The sequence below is a fragment of the Streptomyces sp. NPDC005483 genome (assembly GCF_040606035.1).
Lineage (GTDB): Bacteria > Actinomycetota > Actinomycetes > Streptomycetales > Streptomycetaceae > Streptomyces.
This window is the reverse complement of sequence record NZ_JBEXEA010000010.1, coordinates 217,520-234,064: the sequence shown is the minus strand read 5'-3', so window position 1 is coordinate 234,064 and position 16,545 is coordinate 217,520. Positions and strand designations below refer to the sequence as shown.

At 68.6% G+C, this 16,545-nt stretch carries 14 protein-coding genes and 2 pseudogenes; 10 read left to right on the top strand and 6 right to left on the bottom strand.

What is annotated here, in order from left to right:
• Window positions 1-4: 4 nt before the first annotated feature.
• Window positions 5-928, top strand: a complete 924-nt coding sequence (locus tag ABZT06_RS21295; RefSeq protein WP_355742832.1) for an alpha/beta fold hydrolase — start codon at window positions 5-7, stop codon at window positions 926-928.
• A gap of 37 nt (window positions 929-965) precedes the next feature.
• Window positions 966-2,450, top strand: a complete 1,485-nt coding sequence (locus ABZT06_RS21290; protein ID WP_355742829.1) for an AMP-binding protein — start codon at window positions 966-968, stop codon at window positions 2,448-2,450.
• 534 nt (window positions 2,451-2,984) lie between these two features.
• Here ABZT06_RS21290 and ABZT06_RS21285 read toward each other — a convergent pair.
• On the bottom strand, window positions 2,985-3,857 hold the full coding sequence (locus ABZT06_RS21285; protein ID WP_355742826.1) for an alpha/beta hydrolase: 873 nt from the start codon (window positions 3,855-3,857) through the stop codon (window positions 2,985-2,987).
• 62 nt (window positions 3,858-3,919) lie between these two features.
• Between ABZT06_RS21285 and ABZT06_RS21280 the strand changes: the two genes are divergently transcribed.
• On the top strand, window positions 3,920-4,525 hold the full coding sequence (locus ABZT06_RS21280; RefSeq protein WP_355742823.1) for an ABATE domain-containing protein: 606 nt from the start codon (window positions 3,920-3,922) through the stop codon (window positions 4,523-4,525).
• Window positions 4,526-4,554: 29 nt separating this feature from the next.
• Here the strand turns inward: ABZT06_RS21280 and ABZT06_RS21275 are convergent, their stop codons facing one another.
• Entirely contained in the window at window positions 4,555-5,028 is a 474-nt protein-coding gene (locus ABZT06_RS21275) for a helix-turn-helix domain-containing protein (RefSeq protein WP_355743087.1), read from the bottom strand.
• Window positions 5,029-5,225: 197 nt separating this feature from the next.
• Between ABZT06_RS21275 and ABZT06_RS21270 the strand changes: the two genes are divergently transcribed.
• The gene (locus ABZT06_RS21270) at window positions 5,226-6,239 is read left to right on the top strand and encodes an NADP-dependent oxidoreductase (RefSeq protein ID WP_355742820.1); all 1,014 of its coding nucleotides are present in this window, start codon (window positions 5,226-5,228) and stop codon (window positions 6,237-6,239) included.
• Here the strand turns inward: ABZT06_RS21270 and ABZT06_RS21265 are convergent.
• Window positions 6,127-6,664: pseudogene (locus ABZT06_RS21265) on the bottom strand (enoyl-CoA hydratase/isomerase family protein). The gene ABZT06_RS21270 and the pseudogene ABZT06_RS21265 overlap by 113 nt on opposite strands.
• Before the next feature lie 35 nt (window positions 6,665-6,699).
• Between ABZT06_RS21265 and ABZT06_RS21260 the strand changes: the two are divergent.
• The 3 genes from ABZT06_RS21260 to ABZT06_RS21250 all read left to right on the top strand — a co-directional run bounded on the left by ABZT06_RS21260 (window position 6,700) and on the right by ABZT06_RS21250 (window position 10,648).
• Window positions 6,700-7,470: a hypothetical protein gene (locus ABZT06_RS21260; RefSeq protein ID WP_355743084.1), complete on the top strand. Its 771-nt coding sequence runs from the start codon at window positions 6,700-6,702 to the stop codon at window positions 7,468-7,470.
• Window positions 7,471-7,671: 201 nt separating this feature from the next.
• Window positions 7,672-8,583: an alpha/beta hydrolase gene (locus tag ABZT06_RS21255; RefSeq protein WP_355742817.1), complete on the top strand. Its 912-nt coding sequence runs from the start codon at window positions 7,672-7,674 to the stop codon at window positions 8,581-8,583.
• Window positions 8,584-8,758: 175 nt separating this feature from the next.
• Window positions 8,759-10,648: a propionyl-CoA synthetase gene (locus ABZT06_RS21250; RefSeq protein ID WP_355742814.1), complete on the top strand. Its 1,890-nt coding sequence runs from the start codon at window positions 8,759-8,761 to the stop codon at window positions 10,646-10,648.
• 55 nt (window positions 10,649-10,703) lie between these two features.
• On the opposite strand, the pseudogene ABZT06_RS21245 reads toward ABZT06_RS21250, so the two are convergent.
• Both ABZT06_RS21245 and ABZT06_RS21240 read right to left on the bottom strand, forming a co-directional pair.
• Window positions 10,704-11,011, bottom strand: a pseudogene (locus tag ABZT06_RS21245) (transposase family protein); the annotation flags it as partial.
• Window positions 11,012-11,191: 180 nt separating this feature from the next.
• Complete coding sequence (locus ABZT06_RS21240; RefSeq protein ID WP_355742811.1) at window positions 11,192-11,692, bottom strand: PaaI family thioesterase; 501 nt, start codon at window positions 11,690-11,692, stop codon at window positions 11,192-11,194.
• A gap of 93 nt (window positions 11,693-11,785) precedes the next feature.
• Between ABZT06_RS21240 and ABZT06_RS21235 the strand changes: the two genes are divergently transcribed.
• The 3 genes from ABZT06_RS21235 (at window position 11,786) to ABZT06_RS21225 (ending at window position 15,285) form a co-directional block, all read left to right on the top strand.
• Window positions 11,786-12,253 (top strand): helix-turn-helix domain-containing protein, encoded by a 468-nt coding sequence (locus ABZT06_RS21235; protein ID WP_355742808.1) that lies wholly within the window; start codon window positions 11,786-11,788, stop codon window positions 12,251-12,253.
• A 708-nt stretch (window positions 12,254-12,961) separates the two neighbouring features.
• On the top strand, window positions 12,962-13,306 hold the full coding sequence (locus tag ABZT06_RS21230) for a hypothetical protein (protein ID WP_355742805.1): 345 nt from the start codon (window positions 12,962-12,964) through the stop codon (window positions 13,304-13,306).
• 1,109 nt (window positions 13,307-14,415) lie between these two features.
• A complete protein-coding gene (locus ABZT06_RS21225) occupies window positions 14,416-15,285 on the top strand; it encodes an alpha/beta hydrolase (RefSeq protein ID WP_355742802.1) in 870 nt (289 codons plus the stop codon).
• A gap of 452 nt (window positions 15,286-15,737) precedes the next feature.
• Here ABZT06_RS21225 and ABZT06_RS21220 read toward each other — a convergent pair whose 3' ends face one another.
• On the bottom strand, window positions 15,738-16,112 hold the full coding sequence (locus ABZT06_RS21220; RefSeq protein WP_355742799.1) for a hypothetical protein: 375 nt from the start codon (window positions 16,110-16,112) through the stop codon (window positions 15,738-15,740).
• Window positions 16,113-16,545 lie beyond the last annotated feature (433 nt).

The window sequence follows — 16,545 nt, the reverse complement described above, 5'->3', positions numbered from 1 at the left end:
GACGATGACCACTTCGCAGTCCTTCACCCGTCACGACATCACCTTCCCGTCCGGCGACAGCACCTGTGCCGGTTGGCTCTACCTCCCCACAGGCGTCACGTCTCCGCCGGTCGTCATCCTCGGACACGGCCTCGGCGCCATCCGCGAGATGCGCCTGGACGCCTTCGCCGAGCGCTTCGCACAGGCCGGCATCGCCGCGGTGGCCTTCACCTACCGGCACTTCGGCGACAGCGGCGGCCACCCCCGCCAGCTCCTGTCGATCAAGCGCCAGCTCACCGACTGGGACGCCGCCCTCGCCTATGTCAAGGGACGCACGGACGTCGACCGCACACGCATCGCCGTATGGGGCAGCTCGTTCGGCGGCGGCCATGCCATCACCGTCGCCTCACGCCACCCCGAACTGCGCGCGGCCGTGGCGCAGTGCCCCTTCACCGACGGTCTCGCCTCGGCGCTCGCGCTGGGCCCTGCCGCCTCGCTCAAGGTCGTCCCCGTGGTGACCCGCGATCTGGCGGCCAGAGGTCGCGGAAAGCCGCCCGTAATGGTGCCGATCGCCGCCGCGCCCGGCTCGTCTGCCCTCATGAACGCCCCGGACGCCCTGCCCGGATACCAGGCGCTGCAGCCCGCGGGAACGACGTTCCGCAACGAGGTGGCGGCGAGGGTCATCCCGACCATCCTCGCCTACCGGCCCGGGCGCGCGGCCAAGAAGATCACCATCCCGATCCTCTTCTGCGTCAGCGACACCGACTCCGTCACGCCGCCTGCCCAGACCCTCCGCTACGCGCGCACCGCACCCAAGGGAGAGATCAAGAGGTACGACGCCGGCCACTTCGACTTCTACACCGGCGAGACCTTCGACGAACTGGTGCGCGACCAGATCGAGTTCCTCACCCGCCAGCTGGCCCCGGCAACCGCCGCGTCGGCTCCGTGACCGGATCGCACCACACCGAGACAGGTACGCCTTCGCCATGAACTTCGCTTCTCTGCTCGACCGCCGCGCGTCCCTCGACCCTGAGGGGGCCGCGGTCTCGGACGGCCGCCAGGCCCTCACCAACGTCCAGTTGCTGCGTCGCGTCCAGGCGGCCGCACGTCACCTCCAGGACCTCGGGATCGGCCCCGGCGACGTCGTGGCCCTCAAGCTGACCAATCGCGTCGAGTTCGTGCTCCTGCTGTTCGCCGCCTGGCGGCTCGGCGCCACCATCACACCGGTCAACCCGGGCATGACCGACGTCGAAGTGGCCCGACAGCTCAAGGACTCCGGTGCCCGCCTCCTGGTGGTCGAGGACGGTGCGGCCGTCGCGCCGGACGGTCTTGCTCTGCTCGCCGTCGGCGACCTGCACGAAGACGCGGAGGGGTCGGATCAGGCACCGTACGCGGACTCGTCCGCGCTGGCCCTGCTCATCTACACGAGCGGCACCACCGGGGTACCGAAGGGCGTGATGCTCGACCACGCCAACATCGACGCCATGGCGGAGATGGGGCGCCAATCGCTGAGCGTCGGACCGACCGACCGATGCCTGCTGATCCTGCCGCTCTTCCACGTCAACGGCATCGTGGTCAGCATCCTCGTGCCGCTGCTGGCCGGCGCGAGCGTCGCCATCGCCGACCGGTTCAGCCCCGAGACGTTCTTCGATGTCGTCGAGCGCGAACGCCCCACCTTCTTCAGCGCCGTGCCGACGATCTACAGCATGCTCGCGGCCCTCCCGGACGATGTCCGCCCCGACACCTCGTCCCTGCGCTTCGGAGTCTGCGGCGCGGCGCCCGCCTCCGCCGAACTGCTGACCCGGTTCGAGACCCGGTACGGGTTCCCGCTCGTCGAGGGGTACGGGCTGTCCGAAGGGACCTGCGGCTCCACCATCAACCCCGTCGACGGCCCCCGACGCGCCGGAACTGTGGGGCTTCCCTTCCCCGGCCAGGAGATCCGGATCGTCGGCGCCGACGGTGTCGAGATGGCGCCGGGCGTCGACGGTGAGGTCGTCGTACGGGGAGCCAATGTCATGCGTGGCTATCTGGGCCGTCCGGACGAGACAGCCAAGGTCATCGTCGACGGCTGGTTGCACACGGGCGACGTGGGCCATCTCGACGCCGACGGCTATCTGACCCTGGTCGGGCGCTCGAAGGACATGATCATCCGGGGTGGGGAGAACATCTACCCCAAGGAGATCGAGGACGTGCTCGCAGGCGACCCGTCGGTGCTCGAAGCCGCGGTGATCGGCGTGCCCGACGAGAAGTGGGGGGAGGTGGTGGTCGCCTACGTCCAGCCTCGGCCGGGTTCGGCTGTCGACTCCGAGGCGCTGAAGGCCCTCTGCGCGCGCAGCCTCACCGGCTACAAGCGCCCGACCGCGTACTTCGTGGTCGAAGCCATCCCGAAGAACGCGGTCGGCAAGATCGACAAAACCTCGTTGCGTGCCGGCCACGCCGAGCCGTCGGCACGCTCGCTTCCGTCTCGCTGATCTTCACCGGGTGCGGCGGCCGGACAGCGGGTTGGGCGTCCGACCGCCAGGCACGCGTCGGGGTCCTGCAGGAAACGATCGTCCACTTCACCACCACCTGCGAGTGGGCGGCCGGAGCCGTACCGGTGAGCGGATACACGGACCCACGACCGCGGCCGTGCGCTGGGCACCGTACGGAGCGGGGCGGGCGCCGGGCCGGGGTTTCGCCCTGGCGACGCACACCGTCCTGTTCAGCCTGCTCCCGGGGGAATGGGCTGCTCTGACGGCCGCTGCGAATCACACTGCTCGGCGCCCTGCTGGACTTGGACAGCCACGGCCTGTCGGTCCTCAAGACCCCGGCTGTCTGGCGGTCTTGGTCGCCGCGGTGTTTGTCGGGTACCTCACGTCGGGAACCCCTGTACGACCTCACACACGGAACTCGGCACCCGGCGCTCGCTGCGGACGATGCGCCCATGCCATCCGTTCGCCGCGCTGATCGTCGGCATCGGTGACCTGTCCGAGGCGGGCGGCAACCCCGGGCTCCCGATGCCCGCGCTAGGCAGCACTCCCGCCGGCCAGGGACGGCCGCAGATGCGCCAGCATCGCTGTCGGCTGCTCCTCCGGGATGAAATGGCCGCACTCCGGGATCTCGGCACCGGTGACGTCGTCCGCGTACTCGCGCCAGATCTCCAGCGTCGGCAGGCGGGAGGGCAGCCCCACGGAACCCCACAGTGCCAGTACCGGCATGGTGAGGCGCCGGCCCGCGGCGGCGTCGATGTCGTCGAGGGCGACGTCCTGCTCCATGGCGCGGTAGTCGTCGAAACTCGCGCGCAGGGCACCCGGACGGGAGAACGCCCGGACGTAGGCGTCGACTGCTTCGCGTGTCAGGCCGTGGCGGTTGTAGGTCCACCGCTCGAAGAAGTACTCGAGATACCCGCGGATGTCGCGTCCCACGAGGCGCTCCGGCAGGTCGGGTTGCATCTGGAACAGCCAGTGCCAGTACCCGGAGGCGAGGGAGGCGTCCAGGCGACGGAACATCTCCCGGGTGGGCACGATGTCGAGTACGGCCAACCGCTCCACCTGATCCGGGCGATCCAGCGCCCACCGGTGCGCGACACGGGCGCCGCGGTCGTGCCCCACCACGGCGGCCCTCTCGAAGCCGAGCGCCTCGACGAGACCTGCGATGTCGGCAGCCATCCGCCGCTTGTCGTAACCCGCCGTGGGCTTGTCGCTCAGGCCGTAGCCGCGCAGGTCGGGCGCCACGACTGTGTGGTCGGCCGCGAGGTCCGCCAGTACGGGCCGCCAGCAGTCGGAGGTCTGCGGCCAGCCGTGCAGCAGCACGAGCAGAGGGCCGGATCCGGCTCGGACGTAGTGCAGGCGGACCCCGTCCACCTGCGTCACCCCGGTCGTCGCTGTCGGCTGTCCCATGATCCGCCTCTTCCGCATGACTAACCGTCTTAGACGGTTAAGCTAACGTGCAGAATGGAGGCGTGGCAACGGACGACACCTGGATCTGGGACGGCGGGCGGGTCTGCCTGGACTTCGCCAACACCCTCCGCCACCGGTGGCGGACCGCACCGGAGGAAACTCTCCGAAATCCGGGCGAGCTGGCTCTCTGGCTTCAGCGGGCCGGCCTGCTCGCACCGGACATCCAGGACCCCGGCGCTGCCGCCGTCCTGGCGTCGGGCCGACGACTGCGCGAGACGGTCGACCGAGCCGTACTCGCGGTCGCTGACGGCCGAGTGCCGTTGTCCGGCGACGTCACCGTGCTCAACCGATCAGCGGCGCAGGCCCCCCGACCCGCCCTGCAGATGACCATCACGGACGGGCGCCTGGAGCCCGCCGCAGGCACGAGCATCGCCGCCGATGCCGCTGCCGCGCTGGCACTGATCGCCCAGGACGCCGTCGAGCTGCTGCTGTCCGCCGAGATCCGGCGGGTACGCGTCTGCGGTGCGGACGAATGCGCCCTGCGCTTCGTGGACCGCTCCCCCACCCGCAACCGCCGCTGGTGCTCCATGTCCCGCTGCGGCAACCGCACGAAGGTCCGCCTCCACCAGGCCCGGGCCAGACGGAGTGAGCACACCGCGGCGGAGTGAGATCCAAGATCTGCGCGAGCGCGCTCAGTTCACTCGGCCGGCCTCAAGCGGAATGCCGGGCCGGGGACGCTCTCGATCTCCTCCGGCCGTACGGCATGGCCCCGGTCGCAGCGGATCTGGGCGTCGACGTGCGCGCCGCATCCACGGTGCCGCGCCAGCATGGCCGGGCCCTCCGGGTCGGCGCGGTAGCGGTCACCCCACTGCAGGAGCCCCATCACGGCCGGGACCAGATCAGCGCCCTTGGGTGTGATCACGTACTTCGGCCGGCTCCGCGAGCCCGGCTCCTTATAGGTCTCGGTGGCCAGGATCCCTTCCTCCACGAGCATCCGAAGTCGCGCCGCGAGGAGGTTGCGAGGACAGCCGAGGACGCGTTCGAACTCGCCGAAACGGGACGAGCCGTACCAGACCTCACGCAGGATCAGGATCGTCCACTTCTCCCCCACGACCTCAAGGGTCCGGGCGATCGAGCAGTTCGACGTGTCCCGGTCGAGACGGGGGTCCATGCCGGCGTCCTGCAGAGCTTCGGTCGTTGCATCCATGCGGGTGATTCTAACCTCCTCTGAGTTTACTTTTCCATACTCAGCCAGTAGCGTCGTCAGCAGCACATCAACCCGGCCGCACGCAAGAAACGGGCGCGCAGGGGGACCTGCCCGAAGAATCGCATCAACCACCCGGACACCCACACAGAAAGGCGGCCGACATGAAGGCGTTCGTCGTAGAGAAGTACGGCAAGGACGGCGTACGCGCCGCAGAAGTACCCGAGCCCACCGTCGGAGACCGCGACGTCCTGGTCAAAGTGAGCGCCGCCAGCATCAACCCGCTGGACAAGATGGTCCGCAACGGGGAGTTCAAGCAGCTCCTGAAGTACAAGCTGCCGTTCGTGCTCGGCCACGACGTGGCGGGCGTGGTGACGCGGGTCGGTTCCGCCGTACGCGGCTTCGAGGTCGGCGACGAGGTCTACGCCCGTCCGCGCGACCTGCGGGTGGGGGGCTTCGCGGAGTTCATCGCGATCGACGTGGACGATGTCGCGCCCAAGCCGGCCTCACTCTCCCTGGAGGAGGCAGCCGCGGTGCCGCTGGTGGCCCTGGCCGCCTGGCAGGTCCTCGTCGACCGTGCCCACGTCAAGCCGGGGCAGAAGGTACTCATCCACGCCGGAGCCGGCGGCCTCGGATCGACGGTCATCCAGCTAGCCAAGCACCTCGGCGCCACGGTGGCGACGACCACGAACACCGCGACCGCGGAGTTGGTCAAGAGCCTCGGCGCCGACATCATCGTCGACTACACCAAGGAGGACTTCTCGAAGGTGCTCTCCGGCTACGACCTGGTGCTGGACGCCGTGGGCGGGGCGAACCTCGAGAAGTCGCTGACGGTGCTGAAGCCCGGCGGCCTGGCCATCAGCGTCGTCGGCCCGCCCGACGCCGGTTTCGCCAAGCAGGTCGGCGCCCCCTCCGTCATTGGCCTGGTCATGAACACCCTCAGCCGCAAGATCCGCAAGCGGGCCAAGGCGCTGGGCGTGCGCTACGAGTTCTTCTTCATGGAGGCCAACGGCTCCCAGCTGCGCAAACTCGGTGCCCTCTACGACAGCGGGAAGCTCCGCCCGGTCATCGACAGCACCTTCCCCTTCGACCAGACCCTCGAGGCGATGGCGCACGTCGAGCAGGGCCGCACCAAGGCCGGCAAGGTCGTGATCTCGATGGTGCCCGGCAACGACTGAGCCGGTTCGGGACGACGTCCACGGGGTCGTCGGGATGGCCGGCCAGGGCGTCCGCGACCGCGCCGAGCCCGTGCGCGGGGACGAAGTGCGTGGCCAGCCCCGTGTACAGGCAGCGTCGGTCGGCCCCAGGTACCTGCCGATCGCACCGGGCAGCGGCAGGAAGTAGCTGGGCCCCGATGTCCGGGAAGAACCCGATCCCGGTCTCGGGCATCGCCAGCACCGCGCGCTCCGTGACGGGCGTTGAGCCGGTACTCGGTGGCGAAGAACCGTTCCCCGGCCTCGGCACCGCCCGCGAGGCTGTACTCGCGGATCGTACGGATGTCCCCACCGGCGCAGAACGCCTTCGTGCTGGTACTGGCGATCACGACAGCGGACAGCGGTGCGCGCTCCCATGAGGCGAGCACACGGTCGATTGCGGCGACCATGTCTGTGGTCAGGGCGTTGAGCGCCCTGCTCCGTCATCACCACGACACGGCAGCTCGCCCTGAGCCCCTTCATCCTCCTCCTGATCACCACGGGCTTCGCAGCGGCGGCCGTGGTGGGCGCCGCCGATATCGGTGCGGTGGATGCCAGCGGGCAGTCGTCCCCGATCCTGCTGGCCTCGGGCGTACTCCGTGACGGTTCGCCAGGACGCGTCGTGCTCATCACCCTCATGGCGTGTGTCATCTTCCTCGCCGTGCTCACGACCGTGACCAGTGTGACGTTCGCCGCCGCCGTCTCGTTCGCCCACGACGTGTTCGCGCAAGGCAGGCGTCGCCGTACCGAAACCGGGGAGGTACGAGTACTGCGCGCGGCCGCCGTCATCGTGTGCGCGGTGGGCCTTTCACTGGCCGCTGCCATCCACCGGTATCCGACTGATTTTCTGGTCACTTTCTCGATCAGTGTTGCGGCGTCATGCATCTTCCCCGCATTGCTCTACTCGTTCTTCTGGCGCCGGTTCAACCGCAGAGGCCTGTTGTGGTCCGTCTACGGCGGTCTACTGTTCTGCACCGTCCTCACGGCCTTCTCACCCGTCGTCTCGGGAACCGTGTTCGCACTGTGGCCGGAAGCACACTTCGACTGGTATCCGTTCCAGACCCCGGGCCTGGTTTCCGTACCCGCGGCGTTCCTTCTCGGGTGGCTCGGCAGCGTCAGCTCACCCCAGAATTCCGAACTCGAGTTTCGCGACATGCAATACAGGGTCCTGACAGGAAAAGAACTCGGATCCCAGACCGCCGATCTGCAGCGGTAGGGGTTCTGCGGGCGTTGACCAACCAGCGGGCGCCCCAACCGGCAACCACGTCTCGTCCGCCCACCCTCGCCTCCATGAGGGTGATCCCAACCGCATCTGAGTTTACTTTTCTATACTCAGCAAGTAGCGTCATGACCAGCACATCGACCCGGCTGCCGCAGGGGACCCCGGCGCGGCACCCGCCTGAGAAGGAGCACCATCATGGGAGTGAGCCAAGAGGCACAAGAGTTCGCGGAGTTCCTCGCGGGTGTGAGCGCGAAGTCGTCGACACCGGGCCTCGACCTGGCCGTCATCCGTGACATCGTCGACTCGAACCACAAGGCGTCGACCGAGCCGGAAGGCGTCACCTACGCCGAAGTGGACGCGGGCGGTGTCCCCGCCCTGTGGGCCATCCCCGAGGGGGCCGATCCCGACCGCGCGCTGCTTCACTTCCACTTCGGCGGGTCCGTCGCCGCCTCCATGCACTCCGACCGCAAGGCCGCGGGCCACATCGCGAAGGCGGCCGGCGCCCGCTCGCTCGTCGTGGACTTCCGCCTGGCGCCCGAACACCCCTATCCGGCGCAGCTCGACGACGCCGAGACCGCCTACCGGTGGCTGCTCGCGCAGGGCTACGAGCCGCAGAACATCGGCAGTACGGGCCACTCGATCGGCGGCACCCTCGCGGTGATGCTGCCGCTGCGCCTGCTCGCCAAGGGCGAGGCCACCCCCGGCGCGATCGTCAGCGTCTCCCCCTGGACCGACCTCACGCTCCAGAACCCGGCAGTGGACGCCAACGAGACCAACGACAAGATGCTCAGCCGGGCTACGCTGGAGCTCTTCCGGGGCGCCTGGCTGCAGGACCCCGCCGTGGACTTCACCGACCCGCGGATCAGCCTCGTGAACGCCGACCTGACCGGCCTGCCCCCCACGCTCGTCCACTACGGTGAGTACGAGACCCTCGCCGACGACGGTGCCCAGCTCGGCCGCCGCCTCGCGGACTTCAAGGTCACCACCGAGACCCACGCGATGCCCGAAGGGCAGCATTCCTTCATCCTGGGCGCCGGACGCGTACCCGAGGTGGACCAGGCCATCGGGCAGATGGGCCAGTGGCTCCGCAAGCACCTCGGCGCGTGAGCGAAAGCCGAGCCTGACGTCAGGTCTGCCCGCCAGGCCGCCGCACCACCGCGATGCCGGTGACCGGTCCACCGGCATTTCGCTCGACCATGCCCGTCGGCATGCGGTACTTGTGTCCGGCACCGTTCCGCACACCACAACACCACCATCCCTCGATGCCACAAAGGAGTGCGCGATGGGAACGTACGAGGATGTCTTCCGCGCCAGTACCGAGGACCCGGAGCGCTTCTGGCTGACGGCGGCGGAGGGCATCGACTGGGACGTCGCTCCGCACCGCGCCCTGGACTCCTCGGGTGCGCCCTTCTACCGCTGGTTTCCCGACGGACGGCTCAACGTCTGTTTCAACGCACTCGACCGGCATGTCGAGGCCGGCCGGGGTGAACAGCCCGCGCTCGTCTACGACTCACCCGTGACCGACACCCAACGTACCTACACCTACGCGCAGTTGAGGGACGAGGTGGCGGCCTTCGCCGGAGCACTGGCGGGGCTCGGCGTGGGACACGGCGACCGGGTGGTGATCTACATGCCGATGGTCCCAGAAGCCGCCGTCGCGATGCTCGCCTGCGCACGGATCGGCGCGGTCCATTCAGTCGTCTTCGGCGGGTTCGCCCCACGCGAACTCGCCCTGCGCATCGACGACGCGGCCCCCAAGGTCGTGGTCTCCGCCTCGTGCGGCATCGAAGGCAAGCGTGTGATCGCGTACAAGCCCTTGCTCGACCAGGCGATCGAGCTCGCGGCCCACAAGCCGGAAAAGAGCGTGATCCTGCAACGCCCGCAAGAAACCGCCGAGTTGGGGCCCGACGATCTCGACTGGAAGGACCTGGTCGCCACCGCGTCCCCGGCCGACTGCGTTCCCGTCCCCGCCACCGATCCCCTCTACATCCTCTACACGTCCGGAACGACCGGAAAGCCCAAGGGAGTCGTCCGGGACTGCGGCGGCTACGCCGTCGCCCTGCACTGGTCGATGGGCGCCGTCTACGACGTGGGCCCGGGCGAGACGATGTTCACCGGCTCCGACGTCGGCTGGGTCGTCGGGCACTCGTACATCGTCTACGGGCCCCTGCTGGCCGGCGCCACGACGGTCCTGTACGAGGGCAAGCCGGTCGGCACACCGGACGCGGGCCAGTTCTGGCGCGTGGCCGCCGAGCACCGGGCCAAGACCATGTTCACCGCGCCCACGGCCTTCCGGGCCATCCGCAAGGAGGACCCGAAGGGAACGCTGACCGCCGACCACGACCTGACCGGCCTGCGCCACCTCTTCCTCGCCGGCGAGCGCCTCGACCCCGAGACCTACCACTGGGCGAGCGCACTCCTGGGCATCCCGGTGATCGACCACTGGTGGCAGACCGAGACCGGCTGGCCCATCGTCGCCAACCCCGTCGGCATCGAGGCCGCCCCCGTCAAACCCGGCTCCCCCACCCGTCCGCTCCCGGGCTGGGACGTCCGCGTCCTCGACCCTTCGGGAGAGCCCGTACCCGCGGGCGTCGACGGTGCGATCGTCGTAAAGCTGCCACTGCCGCCCGGAGCACTGCCCACTCTCTGGAACGACGACGACCGCTACGTCGCCTCCTACCTCTCCGCCTACGACGGCTACTACCTCACAGGCGACAGCGGCCACATCGACGACGACGGCTACGTCTTCGTCATGGGCCGCACCGACGACGTCATCAACGTCGCCGGACACCGGCTGTCCACCGGCAGCATGGAGGAAGCGCTGGCCGCCCACCCCGACGTCGCCGAATGCGCCGTCATCGGCGTAGCCGACGAACTCAAGGGCCAGATCCCGCGCGGCTTCGTCGTCCTGAAAGCCGGCATCAGCCGCGACGCTTCCGAGGTCGAGGCAGAACTCGTCCAGCTCGTACGCGAGCGCATCGGCGCCGTCGCCGCCCTCAAGGACGTCGCAGTCGTGGCCGCCCTGCCCAAGACCCGCTCGGGAAAGATCCTGCGCAAGACGATGCGCGGCATCGCCGACGGCCACGACGAACCCATCCCCTCCACGGTGGACGACCCCGGCGTCATCGAAACCCTGCGCCCTGTACTACGCCGCGCTGGTCACACGCCGTGAACGGCTGCCCCAGAGCCTGAACCACGATGAGCACGTTTCACACGGCTGTTCGCGGGCGGTCGCCGGGATCGGTGACCGCCTGGACGTTCACGCCGACTCAGGCGGCATTTGTGGGAAGAGTCCGAGCGTCCGTCGCCGACCCGGCCGCACCAGGCCAGGAGGCCATCAAGGGCGAAGTCGGGGTCGGCCAAGCAGAGGGATGACCGCGCTCGTGCAGGCATGAGCAGTGGACTCGCTGATCCCGAAACCGGCAGCGATCTTCGCGAGGGTGATGTGTTCGCGCGGGTACACCAGTGCCACCATCGCCCGCTGCGGCAGGCGGACCTCGCAGCGCCGGTCACCTTCGCAGGTGATGGCGAGCATGGTCGCCCATCCCACGGGCGCATGGGGTAGGTCGGGTTCGGCAGGTCAGCTGACCAACGAGGCCCCGGCGGAGCGTGGTTGAGACATCAGATGGAAGCACGGTGAGGGGGAGGAGGCGGAAGGAGGGCGAGACGTCGGTGCGTGCGGGGCAAGGCCCGATTCACCGGTCGCGGTCGGGGGTCACCCTTGAGAGGAAGGCACCGGGAAGAGCATGCAGCTACTGGTGGCATGGGCGAGCAGACGGTCCGCCCCGTCGACCAACTGCGCCTGGGCGAGGGCGGTTTGACGCCCCTTGCTGATCACCGTGCCGATCGCGCGCACCGTACCCGTGTCCACGGTGATCCGCCGGAGGAACTTCACCGTCAGGTCCAGCGAGGTGTACGCCACGCCTTGCGGCAGGGTGGACTGAACGGCGCAACCCGCAGCGGAATCGAGCAGGGTGGCGAAGATGCCGCCGTGCACGCTGCCGATCGGGTTGTAGTGCTCCTCCCCTGGCGTCAGCGAGAAGACCGCCCTGCCGGGCTCCACCTCGTCCAGGGTGAAGTCGATGGAGTAGTTGATGGGCGGCGCCGGCAGTCGCCCCGCCTTCAGCTCGCGCAGGAAGTCGATGCCGGACATGCGCCCGGCGGCTTCCGCCAGGATCGCGGGATCTTCCCATTCATACGTTCGCGTTCGTCCCACGTCCGAGCACCTTCCCATCTGGCTTTGATAAATGAAGCTATCTGTGAGCCCACCTGACTGTCAATGACGAAGCCAGGGCCTTACGATGGCGGGATGGAGTGGCTTGAGGCGAGCACGGAGAACTGCCCCGTCCAGCGCACGCTCGACGTGGTCGGAGAGAAATGGACGCTGCTGATCCTGCGTGACGCTGTCAACGGAGTCCGCCGCTTCGACGACTTCCACCGCCACATCGGCCTGTCGGAGGCCGTACTCAGTGACCGCCTCCGCAAACTGATCTCGTCCGGCGTCCTGAAGACCGTCCCCTACCAGGAAGCGGGCAGCCGCTCCCGCAACGAATACCGGCTGACCCGCAAGGGCTGGGACCTGTGGCCCGTCCTGATGGCGCTGAGCCAGTGGGGCGAGGCGTATGCCCTCGGCTCCGAGGGCCCGGTGCTGGACGTTCGCCACACCGACTGCGACGCTCCGCTCCGCGTCGTCGTCGAGTGCTCCGCGGACCACTCCGCCCTCACCCCTGGAGACGTCACCGCCCGGCTCGGCCCCGGTGCCCGCCGCCGGTCGTGAGACATTGAGCCTCTTCCGACCTGGCGAAGCTCCTGGTTTTCGCCGGGAGCTTCGCGTGCTTTTCTACCCGTCCGGGTTGGGTCTGTCCGCTTCCGCGCCGCGGCTGCTGCGACGGGAGAGGTGTTGACGACTCTGGCGCACCTGCGTTGCGGTCAAACGTTCGCGCACCTCGCGGGCCTGGCCACTGCGCCCCGCTACGTCAGCGAGGCCGTGGATGTCCTGGCCGTTCCCGGCCCCCACGCTCCAGCAGGCCATGGCTGTCGCCAACGGACGCGTTCATGATCCTGGACGGCCCCTGCTTCCCGTCGACCGCTCGCAGCCGGCCGCCCGTTCCACTCCGGCAAGCACTGCAGGCACGGCATGAACGTCCAGTCCCTCTCCGATACCCCTTCGGAAAGCTCGTCCGGGCATCGCCGACCCTGCCAGGCCCGTCTACGACAGCAAGGCGGCAGCTACCGCATCCCGTGCTGGGCCGACAAGGCGTACCAAGGTCCGGTCCCCCCGTTCGCGTCCCCCTCTGCGGCCGCTGGTATCCGCTCTTGGCCGGGAAGAGGGCAGTCAACCGCGCCCATGCGAAGATCCGCGCGCTCGGCGAGCAGCGATGGGCACCCTCAAGCCTTGGCGGCTGCTGCAGAAACTCCGCTGCAGCGCCACCCGTGTCCGCCTCGGCCTGAGGATGGGAGCCACGCGGCCTCCTATACTCCTGTCGTGTCTGATGCCTCGAACCTGTTCCACGTCTCGTCCGTCCTCAATCGGCGGTCGATCGCACAGCATGGCCTGGACTGGACCCGCATGGGCGCCGCACGGGGAATCGCCGGGAGCCGCCGCCCCGAGGTGGAGGGGATCTTCATCTGCCGGGACGAGGAAGAAGCAGGGTTCTTCCTTCAGATCATCAACAACACCGGTGGGCCGGCCGACCTCTGGTCCGTGGACGGCATCGATGAGGCGTTGCTCCTCGACAACGGCAATGGCTTCGTCTATCTACCCTCCCGCATACCAGCCGCGCGAGTCCGCCTAGTGCGATCAGACGTACCGCCTCAGCGTGATTTCTGAGTTCGCCCGGTAAGGCGCACAGATCGATGACTCAGGAACCCAGGTAGAGAAGCGCGCTCTGCTGGTCGGCTGCCCAGCTACCCATCTCACACCCAGGTTGAAAAAGGCTCATTGGTCGGGACTCGCAGACCGGCGAAATCTGAGAGCTCTTGGCACGCGGATCGTCGAGGGGCCGGGCCGGCGATTCAAGCAGCGCGATATGGACGGCTCGGGCATCTCCCCGCTGATGTCAGATGCCGGACTCGCCAATGGAGCCTTCTACGCCCACTTCGCCTCCGAGGGCGACCTCGTCACCCGCCTCATGGCCGAGAGACTGCATACGCAGAATCACCGCGTAGGGCACTCTGCGGCCCGGCCGCCCTGGACTTGAGGACCTCGCCCGCTAGCACCTGGTGCCTGCACAGCGGGACCAGCCCGGCACCGGATGCGCCTCCGCCTGCTCACCGAACGAGGGGGCCCATACCGCCGGAATCGCGAATCGGTTCCACTGACGACCTCGCCCGCCATGCCGCCGAGCAGTAAACAGGTCGACTCTCGACGCCATGAGCCACCGTCTGCCGGGGTCGCGGCGGACGTACCGACCCCGCCGGACAGGTAAGCAGACGGGTAGGTAGGCAGGGGTGCGCATGGGCTCCGGCATCGGTCGGCCGATCCGCTCGAGCCGCTGTCGAGGTCGGTGAAGCATCGGAATCCATGGCGTACACATCGCCAGAACGGCCTCACCGGCCGACGCCTGGATCTTCGAGATGCCTGCACGGTCGGCGCACGACGACTTCTCCCCCGCCCGCACCTCAGCACTCAACACGCAGCACCCGAGCCCCTGCCGACAGGCAGCTCACCGATGAACCACTCGAACAGGGCATCCGCAATGCCTTCACCTGCCGAGCCTCGAACATGAGCACACCAGTTCCGCGACCTGACCCGTCCGCAGAGCGCGCATCCGCACTGAAGATCACGCACCCAGACCACAGCGGCCCTGATGACGAAGGTCTCGCTTGCAGCCTGTCGAGTGACCACGTTAAGATTATGAACATACTTCTATACGCTGCCCAGCCCGCGCCCATCAGCGAGGGCGCCCCCTCTCCCCCGACGCCCAGAAGGATCCGGACATGAGCACACCGCGGAACTCCCCCTCCCCTTCGACGGCGTCGTCCAAGAACGCGGCGACCCGCTCCCTGTCCGTTCGCGGCGAGGACTTCGTCTACCGGGAACTCGGCCCCAAGGACGGCGTACCGCTCATCCTCCTGGTTCACCTGGCCGGAGTGCTGGACAACTGGGATCCGCGCGTCGTCGACGGACTCGCCGCACGGCGTCGGGTCATCACCTTCGACAACCGCGGGGTGGGCGGATCGAGCGGCTCCACGCCCGACACGATCGAGGCGATGGCCCGCGACGCCGTGCTGTTCATCCGAGCTCTCGGGTTCGACCAGGTCGATCTGTTCGGCCTGTCGATGGGCGGCTTCGTGGCGCAGGTCATCGCGGCGGAAGAACCGCACCTCGTCCGCAAGGTCATTCTGGCCGGCACCGGCCCTGCCGGGGGCCCCGGCATCGACAAGGTCCCGGCACTCACCATCCAGGCCACGCTGAAGGGCGCCCTGACCCGCCAGGACCCCAAACTCTCCCTCTTCTTCACCGACACCGCAGGCGGCCGACAGGCCGGACGTGACTTCCTGGAACGGCTGAAGGAGCGCACGCACGACCGCGACAAGGACATCTCACTGGCGTCCTTGCGCGCCCAGTTGAAGGCCGTCAAGCAGTGGGGCCGCCAGGCGCCGTCGGACCTGTCGGCCGTTCGCCAACCGGTCCTGGTGGCAAACGGCGAGAACGACCGGATGGTGCCCAGCCCGAACACACTCGACCTGGCCGCCCGCCTGCCCCACAGCGAACTCGTCCCCCTCTACCCGGATGCCGGGCACGGAGGCGTCTTCCAGTGCCACGATGACTTCGTGCCCAGGGCGCTTGGATTCCTCGAGTCCTGAACCTGAGCGGCCGTCGCAGGAGTGGGGCCTCACGGTCATCGGGTTGACGTCCGCCGACCAGCGGGGCGCCGGCCGGCCTGCGGGGCCCACAACGACGGCCCACGAGCGCGCACGACTGCCCGGCGATCGAGGAAAACCCTCGGAGGCCCTGTCGGCCGCGCGCTCCGAGATCTGGGCCACGACCGAGGATGCATTCCCACCGCCATCCGTCAACGCGCTGGCTGACCAACAACCGCCGACGGGCCAGGAGTTGAGCAAGTTCACCTGCCGACAGGCGAGTACAGCCCGTACCCCCCTGCGCCCCCCGCGGTCGGGACGTGGGGCCCGACCGTGACCGGGCCCCACGTCCTGAGCTGTACTTGCGAAGAGTCAAGCGCCACCGCATCCAGGCAGCGGCCCCGGCCCCTCCCCTTCTTCACCGTCCAGCGAGTCGGCGCTCGACCCCCACAACATCATGTGCGTTCTTGCGGCACGTTCTGAAGCGCCGCCCGACGCTCCCGCCCGTCGGACGCCAGCGGCTCCGCCGGGTGCCCCTCCAGTTCCCACTGCCTGGCGGCCAGCGCCCTCGCCAGCATCTTCGCCCGGTACGGATTCGACGTACCAAGGGCCGTCGCCACCTTCACGGCCTCGTCCAGCAAGGCCAACCGTCGCTCAGGCAACTCCCGCACCAGGGGCGACGCGCTCGCCTCCACCAGAACGTACGCCAGCTTCGACCCGTACACCTCCGGCTCGACCTGTCCGAGAAGACGGTAGATCCACAGTCCCTCGGCACCACGCACCACCCGCTGGTTGGCACCGAGCAGTCTGACCCTCGCCAGCACAACCATGTCCTGATCCATCGATCCCCTTCGTCCCTCCACCCCCGGGCCGGTGCACGTCACACGGCGAGACAGCACGGCGAATGCGCCGACAGCCGGGAAGGGCTGCCGACACGATGGCCGGAGTGTGGATGACGACGAGTCTGGCGCGCGGCACCCGTTGCCACAAGGCCGATCGGACGTGCGCTGCGTCCTACCGAAACCGCCTCCGAACAGGCATGATGGACCTGACACTCACTCAAACCCCCTTCCCCACAACAAGTCCTGCCTGGGGGAGCCGGCCTTCGAGTGCGAGTCTCATCAGCGCCATGTGGATGCGCCTGAAGTGGGCGCCTCGTGCCGCTGTCCGACCTCCAGCAGGGTGAGGTAGGAGATAGCCCCAGACCGGATGATTCCGGGGTCGCCGCGATCCTCCCCGGCGACCGCTTCCCGACCTCTGTCC

What these genes read in the sequence shown, in the direction of transcription:
- ABZT06_RS21235 (WP_355742808.1), top strand. Translation starts at nt 11,786, where the DNA reads ATGGAGTGGCTTGAGGCGAGCACGGAGAACTGCCCCGTCCAGCGCACG.
- ABZT06_RS21225 (WP_355742802.1), top strand. Translation starts at nt 14,416, where the DNA reads ATGAGCACACCGCGGAACTCCCCCTCCCCTTCGACGGCGTCGTCCAAG.
- ABZT06_RS21250 (WP_355742814.1), top strand. Translation starts at nt 8,759, where the DNA reads ATGGGAACGTACGAGGATGTCTTCCGCGCCAGTACCGAGGACCCGGAG.
- ABZT06_RS21275 (WP_355743087.1), bottom strand. Translation starts at nt 5,028, where the DNA reads ATGGACCCCCGTCTCGACCGGGACACGTCGAACTGCTCGATCGCCCGG.
- ABZT06_RS21220 (WP_355742799.1), bottom strand. Translation starts at nt 16,112, where the DNA reads ATGGTTGTGCTGGCGAGGGTCAGACTGCTCGGTGCCAACCAGCGGGTG.
- ABZT06_RS21285 (WP_355742826.1), bottom strand. Translation starts at nt 3,857, where the DNA reads ATGGGACAGCCGACAGCGACGACCGGGGTGACGCAGGTGGACGGGGTC.
- ABZT06_RS21255 (WP_355742817.1), top strand. Translation starts at nt 7,672, where the DNA reads ATGGGAGTGAGCCAAGAGGCACAAGAGTTCGCGGAGTTCCTCGCGGGT.
- ABZT06_RS21290 (WP_355742829.1), top strand. Translation starts at nt 966, where the DNA reads ATGAACTTCGCTTCTCTGCTCGACCGCCGCGCGTCCCTCGACCCTGAG.
- ABZT06_RS21270 (WP_355742820.1), top strand. Translation starts at nt 5,226, where the DNA reads ATGAAGGCGTTCGTCGTAGAGAAGTACGGCAAGGACGGCGTACGCGCC.
- ABZT06_RS21295 (WP_355742832.1), top strand. Translation starts at nt 5, where the DNA reads ATGACCACTTCGCAGTCCTTCACCCGTCACGACATCACCTTCCCGTCC.